This window comes from Mesobacillus harenae (assembly GCF_013343715.1).
Taxonomy (GTDB): Bacteria; Bacillota; Bacilli; order Bacillales; family Cytobacillaceae; genus Mesobacillus_A; species Mesobacillus_A harenae.
Window position 1 is genome coordinate 24,128 of the sequence record NZ_JABUNR010000026.1, and the last position, 18,445, is coordinate 42,572.

Below are 18,445 nucleotides of genomic sequence, written 5' to 3' on the forward strand. Positions count from 1 at the left end.
CATTTTCTGTTGCGAAATGAAATCTAAATTATTAGTCAAGGTATGTTATCGCGGACGAACGCAAATCAACCAGGGCAGGTACCCCCGTGCCAGCAATTGGTAAATTGGCAGATTCATTCATACCTTGTATTAACACTAATGCTTTTCTGTTTCGCCATTTAAAATAAACCAGATAGCACTCTTATCAAGGTCGAAGTCCCAATCAACGAAGATTTCTGTCACCTTCTGATTCAGGATTTTTTCAAATTCGTTATCATGCAGATAGGACTTTTCTAAAATCCGCTTCGTCGTTTTCAGGATTTTTTCATACCCTTGCCTGATTAACTCCTTCTCAATCTTAACTAAAATACCCTCTCTGATGACTAACATAAGCCGATCATTCATTCGATAAGACTCTATGTGCTCTGGAGCCTTCTGTACTTCTTGACTAATATCTTTTATCTTTAGGTCGACTGCGTCTTTTCCCTTGAATTTTTGGGCAACATTTTTGCTATTTTTATCTTGGGCTGCAATCGCAAGAAAAGCGCCGGTTTTATTGGCTATATTCCAATCATAATAAAATTCTTTGATTTCTACCCCAGTTATAACTTGAATGTAAGCTTTTATCTCAACCCTGAGGCTTTCCATAAGCAATGCTCGTGTATTTTGAATTGTATTTGCTTCTTTCTGATCCATCAGCGCCTGTTCAATTGGCGAAAAAAAGTTCCGGATATAGACGGAAATAAACGGAAGAGAGATGGTTACAAAAACCGACTCAGGTCCCTTTCCAAACTTATCTCGTAAGACTTTCCCTATATAACTGGCGATTTCAGCTTCTGGTTTTCTAGTTTGCGTTTCTTTCATCTTTATAAATACTCACTCCAATTCAAGTGCGGTCAACAGTTCATAAATATTCTAGCAATATATGTTATATTAATTTACCCTTTATTTTCCTTTCTATGCTACCCTTTCAGGTTTTCAGCCAAAACAATAAATTTAGCCGTATTTCTTCATTATGAAAAAGCATTACCCGAATTGGCAATACCTCGGTAAACTAACTATATAATGCCCACTCTGCTTCTGTTAAATCCATTTGACAAGTTTTATATGACTGCCTTTGCCAACTTCTGTTTCAATCGAGAATTCATCCACCATTCGTCTAACAGCAGGCAAACCTGCTCCTAAGCTTCCAGAGGTTGAATACCCTTGTTCAAGCGCCAGCTGAACATCTGCTATTCCTGGGCCATTATCTATTGCCTGTATGGACAAACCCTTGTTAAGGTTATCTTTAATAACTTCCATGATAATTTTTCCATCGCCCGCATATTTATAAATGTTTCTGGCTAGTTCAGAAATGATTGTCACAATTCTCGATTGATCAATGGGGTTAAACCCCATTACTTTTGCTGTTTCTCTCGCCTTTTTCCTTGCGGTCAGGATATCTTCCTCCTTACTGACAACGATAGAGTAAAGGTTTTTGCTGGTTAAGCTTTTATCCTGAATCATTTAAAAACCTCCTGCTATCGTATTTTTTAAAAAAATAAGCCAGAAAGGAAAGAGAATGTCTCTCTTTCCTTTCTGGCTCATGTCCGGTTCTGCGCCCAGTTCATTTCCACCACTATATTCAACTAACATCTATGTCTTCAAAAAATTAATAACATTTTCATATGATTGTGTAAAACACTTAAATTCTATAAATCAAAGCTTTATTTCTTTGATTCTATCTCTATTCTAATAATAGGTTACTAAACGTGCAACATAAATCTTCTCATTCTACTAATTTCCTTATAGATTGAAACCTAATTTATCGGTCGGCTTTGACAGAGTTAATAATAAACCCTTCTATCTTTTTAGCGTCCTCTGGGTGAAACATATGTGATGAATTTTCATACCAAACCATCTCTTTGCCAGCCGGTGCATTTAACTGTTGAAAGAATGTCTCTACCGGCTCTCCACTTACGTGAAAGTCTTGTTTCCCATGCAGAAAATACACGGGGACATCCAAAGAATCAAGCTTATCTAGATCGATTTTGGCAAAGTCCTCAACTAACTCTTTTGTATACGTTAATTTATATGCACTATAAAAAGTTTCGAATATGTCCTTAATCGTATAATCAGAACTTCTTAAAAACAGTTTTAACCCCCCGACCATCCCAGGATGTTTAATTTCATTGGTTTCATAGATCATTGAGTTATATTTAAGCAAGAGCTGGCGAAAGTCAGTCCATTGTTTAACTGTCTTAACGTAAGGTGGCTGTCCTAACACTTCCAGCTTTTTTAACGTTTTTTGATCGTTTGCTGTTTGAGCCTTGATCTTTAACCAATCAAAACATCGTTTATCATTATCCGTCCAATTTAATATTTGAGAGATTCCCACATAGGCATGAAGTTTTTCGGGATATTTAGAGGCAATTGACAAACCAATAATGCTTCCCCAAGAATGTCCCGCTAAATATACCTTCTTCTTTTTAAAACGGAATGTTAATAAGTCAATTAACTCTTTGCAATCGCTGATAAACTGCTCAACCCTTATTGTTTTGGCAGGTGTTTTTTTACTAAACGACTTCCCCGCCCCACGCTGGTCCCAAAAAACAACGACAAAATGCTTCACAAGCTCTTTAGTGGCTATTGAAACGGCATAATCCTGTCCTCTTGAAACAACACCTGGGACCGGCATACAGGGTCCCCCATGAACAAAGAGCAGCACCGGTTTACTCGGGTCCATCGCCTGAATCAGCACAGCTTGGTCCACCCCGCCTAATGTAACTTTCTCAACAGAATCAATTCCCCCATCAGGAATGACAAAATCTCTTTTAGAAAATAACCCCATCTACATCCCCTCGCTTTGTACTATTATATTAAATAGCAGCAGTTTATAGAAACTGTAACTGAACTAGATGCCGGTTTTGATAGGTAATGGGCAAATGTATACACCTTTGTATATCCCATACAACATAACATTCAGATTCATAATAAAAGACCAAATCACAACGTAATTTGGTCTTCATTCTGAGAGCTGTTAGCCTGATTTCCGTCCCAAATAGGCTTCCATAATTCTCGGATCATTTAACAGTTCCTTCGACTTTCCTTCAGCAACTATCTTTCCTGTTTCAAGCACGTAGCCATAATCAGAAATGCGCAATGCCTGCCTTGCATTCTGCTCAACCAGGAGAACCGTCGTCCCGGCTTCGTTAATTTCTTTTATGATTTTAAAAATGTCAGCTACAACCAATGGTGCTAATCCCATTGAAGGTTCGTCCAAGAGAAGCATCTTTGGCTTGCTAAGGATTGCTCTCGCAATGGCTAGCATCTGCTGCTGTCCCCCGGATAAAGTTCCACCCAGCTGTTTCTGTCTTTCTTCAAGTATCGGAAACCGTTTCATGACATTATTTATATCCTGATCTATCTCATTGTCCTTGCGGTGATATGCACCCATCTCAAGATTTTCGCGGACAGTCATTCCCGCCAGAATTTGGCGACCTTCCGGAACAAGCGCGATTCCTTTTCGGAGAAGCTGGTCAGGTCGAAGGCCGGTTACCCCCTCACCCTTAAATTCAATACTCCCCTGCTGAGGTTTTAACAAACCTGATATTGTCTTCATCGTGGTCGTTTTCCCAGCTCCGTTTGCACCAAGGATTGTAACAATACTGCCCTCTTTAACTTCAAGGCTGATGTTTTTCAGCACTTGGATTTTCCCATAGAATGCAGCAATTCCATCAACTTTAAGCATACACTTCATCCTCCTCAGTGCCGAGATAAGCTTCGATGACATCAGGATTATTTTGAATATCGGCTGGAGTTCCTTCAGCAATCTTTTTGCCGAAGTTAAGGACTGCAATCCGGTCGCATAATTTCATCACAAGAGGCATGTCATGCTCAATCAGTAAAACTGTAATGCCTTGTTCCTGAATCTTTTTAATGAGCTGAAAAAGCTCGCTCGTTTCAGTCTCATTCATTCCAGCTGCTGGCTCATCTAGAAGCAAAAGCTGGGGCCTGCTTGCTAAAGCTCTAGCAATCTCCAATCTTCTTTGCTGACCGTATGCAAGGCTATCTGAAATAACATCCGCATAACCTGCCAAGCCAACAAACTCTAACAGCTCATTCGCTTTCCGCCGGATATTATCCTCTTCTTGCCGCTGGGACTTTGTCCGAAAAACACTGCTTAACACACCTGCTTTGCTGCGGCAATGTTCCCCAACCATAACGTTTTCCTCTGCTGTCATTTGCGGGAATAAACGAATGTTCTGGAACGTCCGACAAATCCCTTTTTGTGTAATAAGATGCGGCTTTAGTCCATTGATGTTTTCTCCGTTGAAAATAATCTCCCCTGAAGTGGGCATATACATGGATGTAATCAAATTGAACATCGTTGTTTTACCGGCTCCATTAGGCCCAATCAGCCCAAAGATTTCCCCTTTATTTATCGAAAAAGTGACATCAGACAACGCACTCAAACCGCCAAAGTTTTTAGAGGTTTTTTGTATTTGAAGTACCATGCTTTTGCCCCCTCTTTCCTACTTTCGTTTTGATCCAATTGATTATATTTACGTCTATAAGTCCCTGTGGACGGACAGCCATCATAATGATGATTACCAAGCCGTAAATCATATAGCGATATTCACTGATAAAGCGAAGTACTTCAGGCATAACCGTTAAAAATAAAGCACCAAATACTGGACCCCAAATAACTTCACTCCCGCCAAAGACTGCGAAAATTAGAATTTCAACTGCACGGTGGTAAGCAAAATCAGCTGGGCTAATATATGCAAGCACGTGTGCAAATAATGTTCCGGCAAACCCTGCAACCAAAGCCCCCTGTGCAAAGGCGAGAACTTTATAGTACGTGATATTGATTCCCATTGATTCAGCTGCTTGTTCATCAAGCTTGATTGCCGCAAAGGCCCGTCCAACACGGGAACTGTTTTGCCTTCTGAAAAATTGGATAATCCCTATAGTAATGAATAATAAAAGCAGGAAAATTGTCATGAAAATAAACTGATTGTTTTGCAGCCCCAACACCTGAGGGTCAAATCCAAAGCCTTTTAAGGTTTTTAGGATTTCACGGCCCATATGCGGGATGCCTGATAAACCAACCGCTCCCTTTGTTAACGACTCCCAGTTGACAAAGATAACCCGGATAACCTCACCAAAGCCCAGCGTTACAATTGCCAAATAGACGCCCTTAAGCCTTAAGGTTGGAATACCAATAATGACGCCAAATAGACCCGCCATTAAAGTTCCTGCTAGAACACCTACGATAATAGGCAGATCGAAATTCAGCGTTAAGAGTGCTGAAGTATAAGCACCGATCCCCATGAATCCCGCGCTGGCAAGAGACAGCTGGCCAGTTGATAGTGTAATGTATATGCTTATCCCTAGAATAATATTGATAAGAACAAAGGATGCTACCTGTAAATAATATGGATTAATTAATTCTGCAAGCATGGATTCACCTTCTTACGCTGAAATTTTTTGGCCAAACAATCCTTGAGGCCTAATGAGAAGAATGATAATAATCGCCGCAAAGGCTATGGCATCCTTATAGCCAGAATCCCCGTATACTACTATGAAGGTTTCAGCTAAACCAAGGATGAGACCGCCCACCATTGCTCCTTTAACATTGCCCATGCCGCCAAGAATGATAATGGCCAGGCCTTTTAACCCTATGGATAATCCCATTTGAGGAGTAACAGAGTTAAAAGCCATGCCGACGAGAATACCTGCAATGCCTCCCATCGCAGATGCGATGATAACGGTCATCGTAATCGTTCTTTTTACGTCAACCCCAAGAAGGCTTGCCGTTTCGAGGTTTTCTGCTGTTGCTCTTAATGCTTTTCCGGCCTTGGTCTTACCAAGCCAAAAAGAAAGAGAATACATTAAAAGGATTGAAATGACAAAAATTACAATCTGTACAAGGTATACAGTTATCGACCCGATCTGAAAGCTAATTTCCGCGAATGAAGCACGGAACGGGTGATTACCAGCACCAAAAAGATGATGTGACAGATTTTCTAAAAATATTGAAACACCAATTGTACTGATTAATGGAGCTAAATGTGAAACACCTTGTTTGCTTCGAAGAGGCCTTAAAGCAAAGCGCTCAAGTAGATAACCCATTACTGCTGTAACCGCAATTGCTGCCAAAAAAGCGAGCCAAAGCGGCCCCTGGAAGCTAGCTGTCACAACCACACCGATAAAGGCGCCAAACATAAAGATTTCTCCGTGTGCCATATTAATGATACCAAGCACCCCGAAGACCAATGTGAACCCAAGTGCAACGATGGCATAGATGCTGCCGAGGGTTATTCCGTTTATTAATTGTTCGATTAACACGGCTATCCACCTTCTAACATTTTTGTAAGTAACTTCAAATTGTGTTCTTAAAAAGTAAAGCCCAGGCACTTAATACGCGCCGGAGCTTTAAAGTGTTTTTGTAATCATTCTTCTTTTATTATTCGAAAACCTTAAATGCTCCACCTTCGATTACTAAAACGGTTGGCTCCATGACGACATCTCCCTCTTCATCAAAGGAGAATTCTCCAAGAATTCCGTTAAAGCCTTGAATCTCAGCCAATGCATCTCTTACAGCATCACGGTCAGCTTCCCCTGCATTCTTAAGTGCTTCAGCCATAATATAAAGAGCATCATATGCCTGAGCTGCGAATTGGTCAGGCTTTTTTCCATATTCTTCTTCATATTTAGTTACAAAATCCTGTACCTTTTGATCGTCTTTTTCACCATACCAAGGCGTTGCAACTATTAAACCATTTGCAGCATCCCCTGCGATATTGATAACTTCAGGAGAGTTAAAACCATTTCCGCCTACGAATGGTACGTCAATTCCCATTTTCCGTGCCTGTCCCATAATAACTGCTCCTTCATTATATAAAGCAGATGCTAAAATCAGGTCAGGATTTAAACCTTTAATTTTTGTTAGTTGAGCATTATAGTCTGATTGGCCTTTTTGGAAGGTCTCAATCGTTAGGATCTCAAGTCCTTTTTCTTCAGCTGCAGCTTTCATAGTATCAAAGCCTGATTTTGTAAATACATCATCATTCCCGTATAAGATAGCAACTTTCTTAGCGTCGTATTTTTCCATTGCTTTATCAATCGCAGCCGGGATAGCTAATGCCTCAGGAAGCGAGTTACGGAAAACATACTCACCTATTTGCGGGATCCCCTCTGCTGTTGTCGATGTTCCCATAATTGGCACACCATTAATGTCTGCTTCAGGGCCGACTACATTCATTTCTGTACTTAAAGTTGGTCCAATAATGGCTGTCACGTTCTCAGAATTCATTAGTTTTTGTGCCGCTGTTAATGCCTGGTCCTGTTTACCCGCCGAATCTTCAACAACAAGGTTTATCTCTACTTCACCATTGCTGTTAATCTCTTCTTGCGCTAGTTTTAATCCATTTGTAATTGCTTCCCCGTAGGCTGCTCCAGGACCGCTAATATAAGACACAACTCCTATATCTGCTTTAACTGCTCCTCCTTCGGTTTGCGCGTCTTGGTCTCCTGCTGGTTCATTGCCGCCGCATGCTGTAAGTACCAGCAAACTGGACAACGTTGTCAATTGGATGATCTTTTTAAATTGCTTTCTCATTTTTATCCCCCGTTTTTTTCTGAAATATATAAATTTTCAAAACCATATAACTATTAAAATACAAAAGCTTGTCAAAGTAAACAATATTATGGAAACTTTTCTGACATACTTGTTGATTTTTTATTTTTTGTAATTTGGGGTTATCGGGAGTCTCCCCTCTTTTGGGTGAAAATCCTCTATCAGTTCTCACTTTTTTGAATTAGATAGCAATTTAAACGTCTTTAAGAAGTAAAATGAATGGGCAAAATTGGCAGAATGCTGCATAAAAAAACCCTCTGCTTTTAAAAGTAGAGGGTTGAAGAAATTATTTACTTATAATTTAAAAACTATCGGTTTTAATAATTTCTTCGAAAAAACGTTTAGAAACGTGCCCTTATTCGACTGTAACGGACTTTGCCAGGTTCCTTGGCTTATCGACATCACATTCACGATGAAGAGCTGCGTAGTAAGAAATTAATTGATACGGTATTACAGAGATAAGAGGTGTTAAGATTTCGTATACCTCCGGAATGACAAAACGATCTTCGTCTGTCTCCATTCCTTTCATGGAGATGATACAAGGGTTTGCTCCACGCGCAACGACCTCTTTGACGTTACCGCGTATGCCTAAGTTTACACTTTCCTGAGTAGCAAGCGCTAAAACAGGAGTGCCATTTTCAATTAAAGCAATTGTCCCGTGTTTTAACTCGCCTCCTGCAAATCCTTCAGCCTGTATATAAGAAATTTCCTTCAGTTTAAGAGCTCCTTCGAGCCCTACATAAAAGTCGATTCCTCGGCCAATAAAGAAACAATTCCGCGTCGTGGCCAAAAATTCACGGGCAATTTCCTCAAACTCCTCTTTAGCATCACATAGGACTTCCATTGCATTTGCTACGATTCCTAGTTCTTGAATTAAATCAAAATTAATTTTTAAGCCGCGGTATCTGGCCGTTACTTCAGCAAGAATGGATAAGACAGCAAGCTGCGCCGTATATGCCTTTGTAGAAGCTACAGCTATTTCAGGACCAGCATGAAGCATCAGGGTAAAATCTGCTTCACGGGACAGAGTGGATCCCGGAACGTTTGTGATCGTTAAGGCTTGATGACCTAGTTCTTTAATTGAAACTAAAACGCCCCGGCTATCTGCTGTTTCCCCACTCTGGGATATGAAGATAAATAGCGGTTTTTCAGAAAGAATCGGCATATTGTAGCTGAACTCGCTGGCGATATGAACTTCAACAGGAATTTTGGCCATCTTTTCGATGAACTGTTTTCCAACCAGCCCTGCATGATAAGAGGTGCCGGCAGCAATAATATAAATCCTGTCACACTGGCTCATTGCATTCAAAATATCTTTGTCGATAGTTAGTTCTCCATCGCTGCCTTGATAGTTTTGAACGATTTTACGAATAACCAGCGGCTGTTCATCAATCTCTTTTAACATATAGTGAGGGTATGTTCCTTTTTCGATATCGCTCGCATCAAGTTCAGCTGTATATGGATCACGGCTCATCTCTTCGCCTTCTGGATTAAGGATCGTAACTTTATCTTTTGTAACAATGACTGTCTCTTTGTCCATAAGCTCGACAAACTGGTCTGTTACCTGTAGCATAGCCATCGCATCACTGGCCACCACATTGAATCCTTCTCCTAAACCGACTAGCAGCGGGCTCTTATTTTTTGCAACAAAGATCGTTTCTTCATTTTGACTATCTAAAAGGGCAATTGCATACGAACCTTTTAAAAGTGAGAGCGTTTTGCGGAACGCCTCTTCGACAGCTATTCCCTTATTAACAAACAGCTCAATTAGCTGAACAATGATCTCAGTATCTGTATCACTTTTCAAGGAAACATTTTGCAAGTATTCACGTTTTAAGATGTCATAGTTTTCAATGACCCCATTATGCACGAGTGTTAATCTTGCTGAACTGCTTTGATGAGGATGGGCATTAAGCTTGCTAGGTACACCGTGTGTAGCCCAGCGTGTATGCCCAATCCCTGTGTTTGCTGCTACATCCGGTTTAACTGCAGTTCTTAAGTCTGCAATCCGTCCTTTTTCCTTAAAAACATGAACACCTTCAGAGTTCATGACAGCAATACCGGCTGAGTCATAGCCTCTATATTCAAGCTTTTCCAGGCCCTTAAGCAAAATTTCTTTAGAATCATTTGATCCAATATATCCAACGATACCACACATTTAATTGTATCCTCCCTAATAAAAGGGGGACAAGTCAACCTTTAGGGGACTAACTCGCCCCCCTTATCTCTGTTTTAGTTATTTGGCTAGACAGCCAGCTATTTTTAACATTCCCATCTCTTTGTGCATTAAGTTGCCTTAATGTTTTAAAGATGTGATTAACGGTTGTGCTTTCAACCGGGAGGCATCCGCCGAACGATCGATGAACCTCCACCTCGTCAACTAATCCTGACAGAATTAGCCCTGGCGCTTTAAACTTAAAATAGCCATCCAATCCACCTTTCTTTATAAAAATAAAGTTTAATTCAAAACTCAAAAACAGAATCATCATAACCTACGGATTATCCTTCCGTCAATAGTGAACTAAAGGAAATTGACCTTCACCGCTTTTTTACCCTTGCTAAAGAAAGTTAAACAGAAAAGGAGCAGTTCCATGCCCCTCTGTTACTCTCCTTCTTATAATTAAAAATATGCATAGGGTACCTAAACGGTTCCCTATGCATAGGAAATATAGTTATTCAGCTAGACCCATTTCTTCTCTGACAACAGCTGCAATTCGTTCAACAAATTCAAGGCACTGTGATTCAGTTTGAGCTTCTGCCATTACACGCACCAATGGCTCTGTACCAGAAGGTCTTACAAGAATTCTCCCATTTCCGTTCATTTCCTCTTCAACTTTGCTAATAACCGCTTTCACCTTTTCATTATCTGTAACATGGTGTTTGTCGGTCACTCGTATGTTAACGAGCACTTGCGGGAACTTTTTCATTTCACCGGCAAGTTCAGAAAGCGGCCGTTTTGTAGCTTTCATAATATTAACAAGCTGCAGTCCTGTCAACAAACCATCCCCAGTAGTGTTATAGTCAAGGAAAATAATATGACCAGACTGTTCGCCGCCAAGATTATAGCCATTATTTTTCATTTCTTCTACGACGTATCGATCCCCAACTGCAGTAGGCATGCTCTTAATGCCGTGTTCCTCAAGCGCTTTATAGAATCCTAAGTTGCTCATCACTGTAGAAACAACTGTGCCATGTTTCAATTGGCCCTGATCTTTCATATATTTTGCACAGATATACATAATTTGATCTCCATCCACGATCGTTCCATTCTCATCAATCGCGATTAGACGATCACCGTCACCATCAAAAGCCAGCCCAACATCTGCACCTTTTTCCTTCAGGAACGCTGAAAGTGCTTCTGGATGAGTTGAACCAACTCCATCATTGATATTCAACCCGCTCGGTGAGGCACCCATGGTCGATAAATCAGCATCCAAATCAGCAAACAAGTGGGTGGCTAATGATGAGGTGGCTCCATGAGCACAATCTAGAGCTACATGAATTCCTGAGAAATCCTCATCCACAGATTGTTTTAAGTATTGAAGGTATTTTTGGCCGCCCTCGAAGTAATCATTAACTTGTCCAATATCTCCACCTACAGGTCTTGGCAACTGATCTTCTTCCATATCCATCAGACCTTCAATCTCATTTTCCTGACTATCGGAAAGTTTGAAACCATCAGGGCCAAAAAACTTAATACCGTTATCAGCTACTGGGTTATGCGAAGCGGAAATCATGACCCCTGCCTGTGCTCCAAGTACCTTTGTTAAATAAGCTACGCCTGGTGTTGATATAACACCGACTCTCATTACTTCTGCCCCAATTGACAGCAGACCTGCTACAAGCGCTCCTTCAAGCATATGCCCCGAAATTCTTGTGTCCCGCCCTATCAATACCTTCGGACGCTCCTTATCCTTTGTTAAAACATATCCTCCAAAACGCCCGAGCTTAAATGCAAGCTCAGGAGTCAGTTCACTATTTGCAACTCCGCGTACTCCATCTGTACCGAAATATTTACCCATGGGCAATCGCTCCTTCAAAAATTAATCGTCACTTATACATCATCCTGCTGGCTAATCTCTATGCTGGCTGTTTCCCTGCCAAGTCTCCAGTTAACCTCATCTGGGCCGCTAACCTGAATATCAACCTCGTGTGCTCCCTCCTGGAGACTGGAGATGTCTATAAATAAATCGAAGTCATCAGATGATATGGGAGATATTGCTTCCCTTCTGCCGGAGACAATAATATTAGTTACACCATCGTTAGGATTTATAAAATCAACATTATATTGTTCGGCTGTTCCTTCAATATTAATGGGTATATTAGAAATTGTTTTTTCATCTTGATTGTCTACCTTTATATTAACTTTAACTGTTTCAGGAGAAACAGAAACGACCCCTTCAGAGATAATGACCGGCAGTGTCAGCTCTGTATCCTCTGTTACTTGACTGACATCTACTTCCACTCTGACGCTGTCTGTCTTTTCTAAAATACTTGGATCGGCGATAATAGTTGCTTCCTCTTGACTTAACGTTATAGATTCTATCGTTACCCCATCTGGTGAGGATCCCTCACGGACAATTTCTATCGGAACATCTTTACTTGATGTCTTCACTGGAATAGTTACCTCAACTATTTCTGGCTCAACTATAACATCTAGTTTATTTAGATCTCTATCCAGTACCCGTACATTTGCTTCTCTCGTCACAGTTTCAGATATCGGTGAATTCAAGTTGACAGTCGCCTTTACATAGCTGATTGACTCTATGACATCCTTAGCACCAGTAATTCTTACAGTATTGGGATTAACTTCAGGAGTTTCGGCTATATAACCTTCTCCAATTGTATCACGATCATACTCAGGCTCTACTCTAAACTCCTGTGTAACTTTTTCCTGAACAGATACGTTTACGAAAGCAGGATCAATTGTCACCGAAATTCGATCAGATATGCCAGTAATTAGAATCGGGACTCGCTGTTCCCCAATATCAACTTCAGTCAAATCAACGTAAACTTCAAAGTCCTTAAGTGTTCTGGCTTGGGAGATTAAATTTTTCGGCCCCTGTACTGTTAGCTCTACTGTTTCAGGAACACCGGTCACAACCAAGTTTTCCGTATCATAATATGTCTTTATTGGAACGTCCGATATGATTTCAGTACTTCTGTCGGAAGGAACATTTACATCCTGAGATGTGTCTTGATCGTTTTTTGGCACTGAAGAAAACAGCATAACTGCGAGTACAAGAGCAACTACCCTCATAAACCATGGATTGTCCATAAGTTTATCCATTTTTCTTCCCCCTCCAGTTCCACCGAGCAGTAGCCGCTTGGGTATGATTCTGGATTAGTCCATTAATTAAAAGATCCCTGAAGCTTTCCTGATTCAGATCACGATGAAGCTCCCCATTTTTTGTTAATGAAATATTCCCGGTTTCCTCTGAGACGATGATCGTAATGCTATCTGTTACCTCACTTATTCCAAGGGCAGCTCTGTGTCTGGTCCCGAGTTCTTTAGAAATAAATGGGCTCTCGGAAAGAGGCAAATAACACGCTGCTGCTGCAACCTGATTTTTTTGAATGATGACTGCACCATCATGAAGCGGAGTATTTGGAATAAAGATATTAATCAATAGTTCTGCTGATATTTTTGAATGCAATTGTATGCCAGTCTCTATGTACTCACTCATGCCGGTCTCTCGCTCTACAGAAATTAGTGCACCAATTCGGCGTTTTGCCATGTAATCTGTTGCTTTCATGATTGCTTGAACTGTTTTATCTTCTTCGTCCTCTTCCTGGAACGCCGTCCTAGCAAACAATCGGCCTCGGCCCAGTTGCTCGAGTGCTCTTCTCAGTTCAGGCTGGAAAATAATTATGATGGCTAGTACGCCCCAAATCATGGCTTGTTCCATCATCCAACTGAGTGTATTTAGCTCAAAAGAATCACTTATAAACTTTGTAATGAGTATAACAAAGATACCCTTTAGTAACTGGACAGCCTTAGTGCCTCTTACAATAGCAATTAGCTTATAGATAACAAACCAGACAAGGAGAATGTCAACGATATTGGCTAGATAGTCTAATATAGCGAAATCTGCAAACGGCATTGTACTTCCTCCAAAAATGTAGTTGAAAACCTGAATGTAATGCTATAAGGCTTAAATCCCTATAGCTTTATTATTATATCATATTATAGTCATTTTTAATGACTACAGGTAACTAGGGATTAAAAAGCAGCCACTTCTAAAAGTGACTGCTCCTTTTCGTTATTCCCAATCACACCTATTAAATTATTCATGGCATTTTTTATATGGTACCATATCCATTCAAACACTTCATTAATTTCCTGTATTTCACCCGTAACATTCCCTGCTGAAGCCATGTAATTCTCGCCATTAATAACCGTTAAGTTACCTTGTAGTTCACCTTCCACTTTAACTGTGCCATTACGTACGACTACATCTCCCGTAACAACTTGACCCCTTGGGATTATTACCGTACCATTTTGAACAACCAGATTAGGCTGTTTGCTGACAGAGAACTGCTCGTCTTGATTCCAGGTGGATATTAGGCTGCCCATCATGAGAACTATAAACAGGGATGCTGCTGTTAGCAACGGGTGATGTCTAAACCAACGCTTTAATTCAACCTTCTTCTTCTCCTTAGGAAGCTTCGCCATTACGTCTGAGCTAAAACCATCAGGAGCTTGAATGTGTGATGTACTTTGTACAAGAGCTATAGCCTTTTTCAGTTCCCTGAATTCGTTCTGACAAGCTGGACAATGCAGTAAATGTTCCCGCAGCTCCTTTTCATGTTCAGGTAAAATATCCTCATCTAAAAATTCATGCATATACTGGTTAATCGTGTCCTGACAATTCAATCGTTCTCACCTCCATTAAACATACCTTAGTTGATTCTTTAAAGCTTCTCTCCCCCGATGGATTCTCGTTTTAACCGTTCCTAACGGAAGATTTAGGATCTCGCTAATTTCCTTTAAAGGCAGTTCTTCAATATATTTTAAAACGATTACAGAACGGTATTTTTCTGGCAGCTTTGATATTTCCTTTTGTACAGCATCCTGTAGTTCTAGACTCTCTAATTCATCCTCAGGAAGAGCAGTATCTGATGCTACCTGAGAATACATGTTCAAACCCTCGGTGCCCGGGACCTCAGCATCCAGGAAATAATCTGGTTTTTTCTTTCGTATTCGATCTATGCAGAGATTAGTCGCAATCCGGTATATCCAGGTGGAGAATTTTAAATTGAGGTTAAAGCTGTGTATATTCATATACGCACGAAGAAATGCTTCCTGCGCTATATCTTCAGCTTCGTGCCGATTGCCAAGCATTCTGTAGCATAACTGGAAAACTTTATCTTTATATAACTCTACAACTTCACCAAAGGCGTTTTGGTCGCCCTTTAAGACTTCTTTAATCCTTTTCTTTACGATTGTTTCCATTTTTCCCCTCCGCTCTGCTGCGGCTATACGATTTACGAATCGATAGCAGAAAAGGTTTCACTTTCTTTGCTTTTTCCCTCTCAACTTCCATTATTTTAACAAAAAACTATAGAAATAGTTTAAAAAATTTCCCAAAGGGTAACTATGCTTTATGAATGGAAAAAAAGTCCAATAATAGAAGTGTAATATTTTAGTGTACATACTTCATTCCCAGTAAAGGGGGACACATTATGTGTCAGAATAAATTGCTGAAGGATATCGAAAATTGCCGCGTGGAAATGAACCTGTTAGCCTCTCGCATGCCTCTTCAAAGCAAGCAAGTTATTGAAGTTAGCAGAAAACTTGATGAACTTATCAACCGGTATCATAGAATGCTTTCCGAAAACTAAATTATCGCAAATAAAAACAAGAGTGAAGTCCATTCACTCTTGTCAGACTGTAGACAAACTCGATGAAAATCGGTTTGTTTACAGTCTTTTTTTGGTTCGTGGTGGAATGGGCTGTTGATTTCCGTTCCAGGCGCTACGCTTTCCGCGGGGCCGGCGCTGAGCCTCCTCGCCGCCGTTGGCGTCTGCGGGGTCTCACCTCTCCAGCTAATCCCGCAGGACATTGATTGGGCATCCTCGAATATGCCCACGCACGAAGGAAATGCGATAGCATTTTCGAGGAGTCTACGCGCCTTCCACTCCAATCAACAGAGCTTTTAAACTTAAGGTAGAACTATACGAAAGTCTATTTTAAAATAGAACCGTATAACGCTTGAGATGATGAAGATGCTTTCGAAAAATTGTCCAATCCAACGAGATCAATTAGAGGATGGTCGCTTTAGATCAACTTGGTCCTCAGGAACATCTAGTCCTCAAAATATTCCAAAAAGGGGTTCGGAATGAGAACATTCCAAACCCCTTTTGTCGACAAACTGACAAGAGTGAAGTTCATTCACTCTTGTTTTTACTTATTTTATAATAAATTTTCACCAAACAATGATCCCATTAAGGCTACAGCCACAGATGCCGTTTTGTTTTTATCATCAAGGATCGGATTTACTTCAACAAACTCTGCAGAAGTAATCATATCAGCTTCTGCCAGCATTTCCATAGCTAAATGACTTTCCCGATAACTAATACCCCCAATAACAGGTGTTCCCACACCAGGTGCATCAGAAGGATCAAGTCCATCTAAATCTAAGGACAAATGAACCCCATCTGTTTTTCCCTTTAAGTATTCAATCGTTTCTTCCATTACCTTCGTCATGCCTATTCGATCAATTTCATGCATTGTGTAAACTTTAATCCCTAATTCTTTTATTAATTTTTTCTCACCATCGTCAAGCGATCTGGCACCAATAATCACTGTGTTCTCAGGCTTTATTTTAGGGCTGTAACCGCCAATACTAGTCAGCGCTTCATGTCCAATTCCTAAACTGGCAGCCAAGGGCATACCATGGATATTTCCAGATGGAGAAGTATCGGCAGTGTTTAAATCTCCATGTGCGTCATACCAGATAACTCCAAGGTTTTTATAGTGCTTTGAAACACCAGCTAATGTCCCAATGGCAATACTGTGATCCCCACCCAAAATCAGCGGAAATGACCCCGACTTAATAACCTCATCAATCTTTTCTGAAAGAAGCTCGTTTTTTTCAGCAACTAAGTCCAAGTTTCTTAAGTTCGTTTTAGGATCTTCCACAAGTTCAGGCCTGCCTATCGGAATATCTCCCAAATCATCAATTTGAACAAATAAGTTTCTTAGTTTTTCGTTGATGCCAGCGTATCGAATCGCGCTTGGTCCCATATCAACGCCACGTCTCATTTGTCCTAAGTCCATTGGCATACCAATTATTGAAAGCTTTCGCATAATTTCTCCCCTTTAATTCTTGTCATCTACTATCTATTGTAACTGTTTTGTAACGAATGACTCAACTCGACAAATCTATGCATATAAATACAGATATCCCCTAAAAACAAGAGAACCCCTATCTGGAACACAAAAAAAAGCCCTAAACAGAGTTTAGGGCTTGCAATATGTAGTATATGATGGTGGTGGAGCCTAGCGGGATCGAACCGCTGACCTCCTGCGTGCAAGGCAGGCGCTCTCCCAGCTGAGCTAAGGCCCCAAACATTGACTGAACGGAAGGCTCTAGGGTTCGGAGGCCTCCACCAAAAATTACATATGAGATATGAGCCATGAAGGATTCGAACCTTCGACCCTCTGATTAAAAGTCAGATGCTCTACCAACTGAGCTAATGGCTCGTTATAAAAAATGCGTCCTAATCTTAGGATTTACTAAAGATAAGGTATCTTCGATGTCCCGATCTCAAACGCTTTAAAAAGATAAAAATGGCTGGGCTAGCAGGATTTGAACCTGCGCATGACGGAGTCAAAGTCCGTTGCCTTACCGCTTGGCTATAGCCCAATAGTTAGTTAAATTGAACGAGGTATTTTAGCAAAATAAAAAGGACAGTATATAGCATGTCCAAAGTTTCTTTAGATTATAATGGTGGAGGGGGGCAGATTCGAACTGCCGAACCCGAAGGAGCGGATTTACAGTCCGCCGCGTTTAGCCACTTCGCTACCCCTCCATTTAGGTGGTGCCGGCAAGAGGACTTGAACCCCCAACCTACTGATTACAAGTCAGTTGCTCTACCAATTGAGCTACACCGGCATAGTGTTTAACAATAATGGTGGAGGATGACGGGATCGAACCGCCGACCCTCTGCTTGTAAGGCAGATGCTCTCCCAGCTGAGCTAATCCTCCATTTTTTAAAAAGGCTTTGTGCTTATATAAAAAATACTGGTGACCCCTACGGGATTCGAACCCGTGTTACCGCCGTGAAAGGGCGGTGTCTTAACCGCTTGACCAAGGGGCCATAGAATAATAGAAATAGAAAGCTTCCAAGCGGGCTCGAACCGCTGACCTCTTCCTTACCATGGAAGTGCTCTACCTGCTGAGCTATGGAAGCAATTCCTGCTTGTTTAGATAAAATAATATGGCTCCGCAGGTAGGATTCGAACCTACGACCGTTCGGTTAACAGCCGAATGCTCTACCACTGAGCTACTGCGGAATAATATAACAGCCTGGCAGCGTCCTACTCTCACAGGGGTAAAACCCCAACTACCATCGGCGCTGAGAAGCTTAACTTCCGTGTTCGGTATGGAAACGGGTGTGACCTTCTCGCTATCGCCACCAGACTTTTATAAGACATACTCTATTATAATAGCTTGTATGTTTTTTTCAAGAGGAATTTGTTCCCTCAAAACTAGATAATGTAATAAAGAAGAAGAAAAGAAAGTTGAGTATCGCCTTATATTTTGGTTAAGTCCTCGATCGATTAGTATCTGTCAGCTCCACGTGTCACCACGCTTCCACCTCAGACCTATCTAC

At 40.9% G+C, this 18,445-nt stretch carries 16 protein-coding genes, 9 tRNA genes and 1 rRNA gene; 1 reads left to right on the forward strand and 25 read right to left on the reverse strand.

From position 1 onward, the window contains the following. Nucleotides 1-135: 135 nt before the first annotated feature. The 14 genes from HRJ06_RS22010 to sigW all read right to left on the reverse strand — a co-directional run bounded on the left by HRJ06_RS22010 (nucleotide 136) and on the right by sigW (nucleotide 15,059). Nucleotides 136-843, reverse strand: a complete 708-nt coding sequence (locus HRJ06_RS22010) for a Na-translocating system protein MpsC family protein (RefSeq protein ID WP_174735099.1) — start codon at nucleotides 841-843, stop codon at nucleotides 136-138. Between the two features lie 219 nt (nucleotides 844-1,062). Then, nucleotides 1,063-1,485, reverse strand: a complete 423-nt coding sequence (locus tag HRJ06_RS22015; protein ID WP_174735100.1) for an anti-sigma regulatory factor — start codon at nucleotides 1,483-1,485, stop codon at nucleotides 1,063-1,065. A gap of 298 nt (nucleotides 1,486-1,783) precedes the next feature. Continuing rightward, the gene (locus HRJ06_RS22020; protein ID WP_174735101.1) at nucleotides 1,784-2,809 is read right to left on the reverse strand and encodes an alpha/beta fold hydrolase; all 1,026 of its coding nucleotides are present in this window, start codon (nucleotides 2,807-2,809) and stop codon (nucleotides 1,784-1,786) included. Between the two features lie 189 nt (nucleotides 2,810-2,998). Further along, the gene (locus HRJ06_RS22025; RefSeq protein ID WP_174735102.1) at nucleotides 2,999-3,709 is read right to left on the reverse strand and encodes an ABC transporter ATP-binding protein; all 711 of its coding nucleotides are present in this window, start codon (nucleotides 3,707-3,709) and stop codon (nucleotides 2,999-3,001) included. Next, complete coding sequence (locus tag HRJ06_RS22030; RefSeq protein WP_174735103.1) at nucleotides 3,702-4,475, reverse strand: ABC transporter ATP-binding protein; 774 nt, start codon at nucleotides 4,473-4,475, stop codon at nucleotides 3,702-3,704. The genes HRJ06_RS22025 and HRJ06_RS22030 overlap by 8 nt, the downstream gene beginning before the upstream one ends. After that, nucleotides 4,447-5,424, reverse strand: a complete 978-nt coding sequence (locus HRJ06_RS22035; RefSeq protein ID WP_174735104.1) for a branched-chain amino acid ABC transporter permease — start codon at nucleotides 5,422-5,424, stop codon at nucleotides 4,447-4,449. Before HRJ06_RS22035 ends, HRJ06_RS22030 begins: the two co-directional genes overlap by 29 nt. 12 nt (nucleotides 5,425-5,436) lie before the next feature. Continuing rightward, nucleotides 5,437-6,312: an ABC transporter permease subunit gene (locus HRJ06_RS22040; RefSeq protein WP_174735105.1), complete on the reverse strand. Its 876-nt coding sequence runs from the start codon at nucleotides 6,310-6,312 to the stop codon at nucleotides 5,437-5,439. A 118-nt stretch (nucleotides 6,313-6,430) separates the two neighbouring features. Next, nucleotides 6,431-7,585, reverse strand: coding sequence for an ABC transporter substrate-binding protein (locus HRJ06_RS22045; RefSeq protein WP_174735106.1), 1,155 nt, complete (start codon nucleotides 7,583-7,585; stop codon nucleotides 6,431-6,433). A gap of 373 nt (nucleotides 7,586-7,958) precedes the next feature. Next, nucleotides 7,959-9,761, reverse strand: coding sequence for a glutamine--fructose-6-phosphate transaminase (isomerizing) (glmS, locus tag HRJ06_RS22050; protein ID WP_174735107.1), 1,803 nt, complete (start codon nucleotides 9,759-9,761; stop codon nucleotides 7,959-7,961). Nucleotides 9,762-10,275: 514 nt separating this feature from the next. Beyond that, nucleotides 10,276-11,625, reverse strand: coding sequence for a phosphoglucosamine mutase (glmM, locus tag HRJ06_RS22055; RefSeq protein ID WP_174735108.1), 1,350 nt, complete (start codon nucleotides 11,623-11,625; stop codon nucleotides 10,276-10,278). A 32-nt stretch (nucleotides 11,626-11,657) separates the two neighbouring features. Continuing rightward, the gene (locus HRJ06_RS22060; RefSeq protein ID WP_174735109.1) at nucleotides 11,658-12,893 is read right to left on the reverse strand and encodes a CdaR family protein; all 1,236 of its coding nucleotides are present in this window, start codon (nucleotides 12,891-12,893) and stop codon (nucleotides 11,658-11,660) included. Continuing rightward, nucleotides 12,886-13,707: a diadenylate cyclase CdaA gene (gene cdaA / locus HRJ06_RS22065; protein ID WP_174735110.1), complete on the reverse strand. Its 822-nt coding sequence runs from the start codon at nucleotides 13,705-13,707 to the stop codon at nucleotides 12,886-12,888. The genes HRJ06_RS22060 and cdaA overlap by 8 nt, the downstream gene beginning before the upstream one ends. A 119-nt stretch (nucleotides 13,708-13,826) precedes the next feature. After that, nucleotides 13,827-14,480 carry an anti-sigma factor family protein gene (locus tag HRJ06_RS22070; protein ID WP_277874719.1) on the reverse strand — a complete coding sequence of 218 codons (654 nt, stop codon included), beginning with the start codon at nucleotides 14,478-14,480 and terminating at the stop codon, nucleotides 13,827-13,829. Nucleotides 14,481-14,495: 15 nt separating this feature from the next. Continuing rightward, the gene (gene sigW, locus HRJ06_RS22075; RefSeq protein WP_174735111.1) at nucleotides 14,496-15,059 is read right to left on the reverse strand and encodes an RNA polymerase sigma factor SigW; all 564 of its coding nucleotides are present in this window, start codon (nucleotides 15,057-15,059) and stop codon (nucleotides 14,496-14,498) included. Between the two features lie 230 nt (nucleotides 15,060-15,289). Here sigW and HRJ06_RS22080 point away from each other — a divergent pair, with 230 nt between their 5' ends. Then, nucleotides 15,290-15,448 (forward strand): aspartyl-phosphate phosphatase Spo0E family protein, encoded by a 159-nt coding sequence (locus tag HRJ06_RS22080; protein WP_174735112.1) that lies wholly within the window; start codon nucleotides 15,290-15,292, stop codon nucleotides 15,446-15,448. 571 nt (nucleotides 15,449-16,019) lie between these two features. Here HRJ06_RS22080 and rocF read toward each other — a convergent pair. From rocF to rrf, 11 genes are all read right to left on the reverse strand, one after another. Further along, complete coding sequence (rocF, locus tag HRJ06_RS22085) at nucleotides 16,020-16,916, reverse strand: arginase (RefSeq protein WP_174735113.1); 897 nt, start codon at nucleotides 16,914-16,916, stop codon at nucleotides 16,020-16,022. 183 nt (nucleotides 16,917-17,099) lie between these two features. Then, nucleotides 17,100-17,175, reverse strand: a tRNA-Ala gene (locus HRJ06_RS22090). A 64-nt stretch (nucleotides 17,176-17,239) separates the two neighbouring features. Beyond that, a tRNA-Lys gene (locus tag HRJ06_RS22095) sits at nucleotides 17,240-17,312 on the reverse strand. Between the two features lie 88 nt (nucleotides 17,313-17,400). Next, nucleotides 17,401-17,475, reverse strand: a tRNA-Gln gene (locus HRJ06_RS22100). 82 nt (nucleotides 17,476-17,557) lie between these two features. Beyond that, a tRNA-Tyr gene (locus tag HRJ06_RS22105) sits at nucleotides 17,558-17,641 on the reverse strand. Nucleotides 17,642-17,648: 7 nt separating this feature from the next. After that, nucleotides 17,649-17,724: transfer RNA gene (locus tag HRJ06_RS22110), tRNA-Thr, on the reverse strand. 17 nt (nucleotides 17,725-17,741) lie between these two features. Then, a tRNA-Val gene (locus tag HRJ06_RS22115) sits at nucleotides 17,742-17,817 on the reverse strand. 37 nt (nucleotides 17,818-17,854) lie between these two features. Next, a tRNA-Glu gene (locus tag HRJ06_RS22120) sits at nucleotides 17,855-17,929 on the reverse strand. 20 nt (nucleotides 17,930-17,949) lie between these two features. Continuing rightward, nucleotides 17,950-18,022 (reverse strand) — tRNA-Thr (locus HRJ06_RS22125). 28 nt (nucleotides 18,023-18,050) lie between these two features. Then, nucleotides 18,051-18,125: transfer RNA gene (locus HRJ06_RS22130), tRNA-Asn, on the reverse strand. A gap of 11 nt (nucleotides 18,126-18,136) precedes the next feature. Continuing rightward, nucleotides 18,137-18,252 (reverse strand): 5S ribosomal RNA (gene rrf, locus HRJ06_RS22135). Nucleotides 18,253-18,445: the final 193 nt, after the last annotated feature.

Excerpts from the sequence above, each read along its gene's own strand:
- HRJ06_RS22035 (WP_174735104.1), bottom strand. The coding sequence starts at position 5,424 with ATGCTTGCAGAATTAATTAATCCATATTATTTACAGGTAGCATCCTTT.
- HRJ06_RS22045 (WP_174735106.1), bottom strand. The coding sequence starts at position 7,585 with ATGAGAAAGCAATTTAAAAAGATCATCCAATTGACAACGTTGTCCAGT.
- glmS (WP_174735107.1), bottom strand. The coding sequence starts at position 9,761 with ATGTGTGGTATCGTTGGATATATTGGATCAAATGATTCTAAAGAAATT.
- HRJ06_RS22080 (WP_174735112.1), top strand. The coding sequence starts at position 15,290 with ATGTGTCAGAATAAATTGCTGAAGGATATCGAAAATTGCCGCGTGGAA.
- cdaA (WP_174735110.1), bottom strand. The coding sequence starts at position 13,707 with ATGCCGTTTGCAGATTTCGCTATATTAGACTATCTAGCCAATATCGTT.
- HRJ06_RS22030 (WP_174735103.1), bottom strand. The coding sequence starts at position 4,475 with ATGGTACTTCAAATACAAAAAACCTCTAAAAACTTTGGCGGTTTGAGT.
- sigW (WP_174735111.1), bottom strand. The coding sequence starts at position 15,059 with ATGGAAACAATCGTAAAGAAAAGGATTAAAGAAGTCTTAAAGGGCGAC.
- HRJ06_RS22010 (WP_174735099.1), bottom strand. The coding sequence starts at position 843 with ATGAAAGAAACGCAAACTAGAAAACCAGAAGCTGAAATCGCCAGTTAT.
- HRJ06_RS22015 (WP_174735100.1), bottom strand. The coding sequence starts at position 1,485 with ATGATTCAGGATAAAAGCTTAACCAGCAAAAACCTTTACTCTATCGTT.
- HRJ06_RS22025 (WP_174735102.1), bottom strand. The coding sequence starts at position 3,709 with ATGCTTAAAGTTGATGGAATTGCTGCATTCTATGGGAAAATCCAAGTG.
- HRJ06_RS22060 (WP_174735109.1), bottom strand. The coding sequence starts at position 12,893 with ATGGATAAACTTATGGACAATCCATGGTTTATGAGGGTAGTTGCTCTT.
- rocF (WP_174735113.1), bottom strand. The coding sequence starts at position 16,916 with ATGCGAAAGCTTTCAATAATTGGTATGCCAATGGACTTAGGACAAATG.
- HRJ06_RS22020 (WP_174735101.1), bottom strand. The coding sequence starts at position 2,809 with ATGGGGTTATTTTCTAAAAGAGATTTTGTCATTCCTGATGGGGGAATT.
- glmM (WP_174735108.1), bottom strand. The coding sequence starts at position 11,625 with ATGGGTAAATATTTCGGTACAGATGGAGTACGCGGAGTTGCAAATAGT.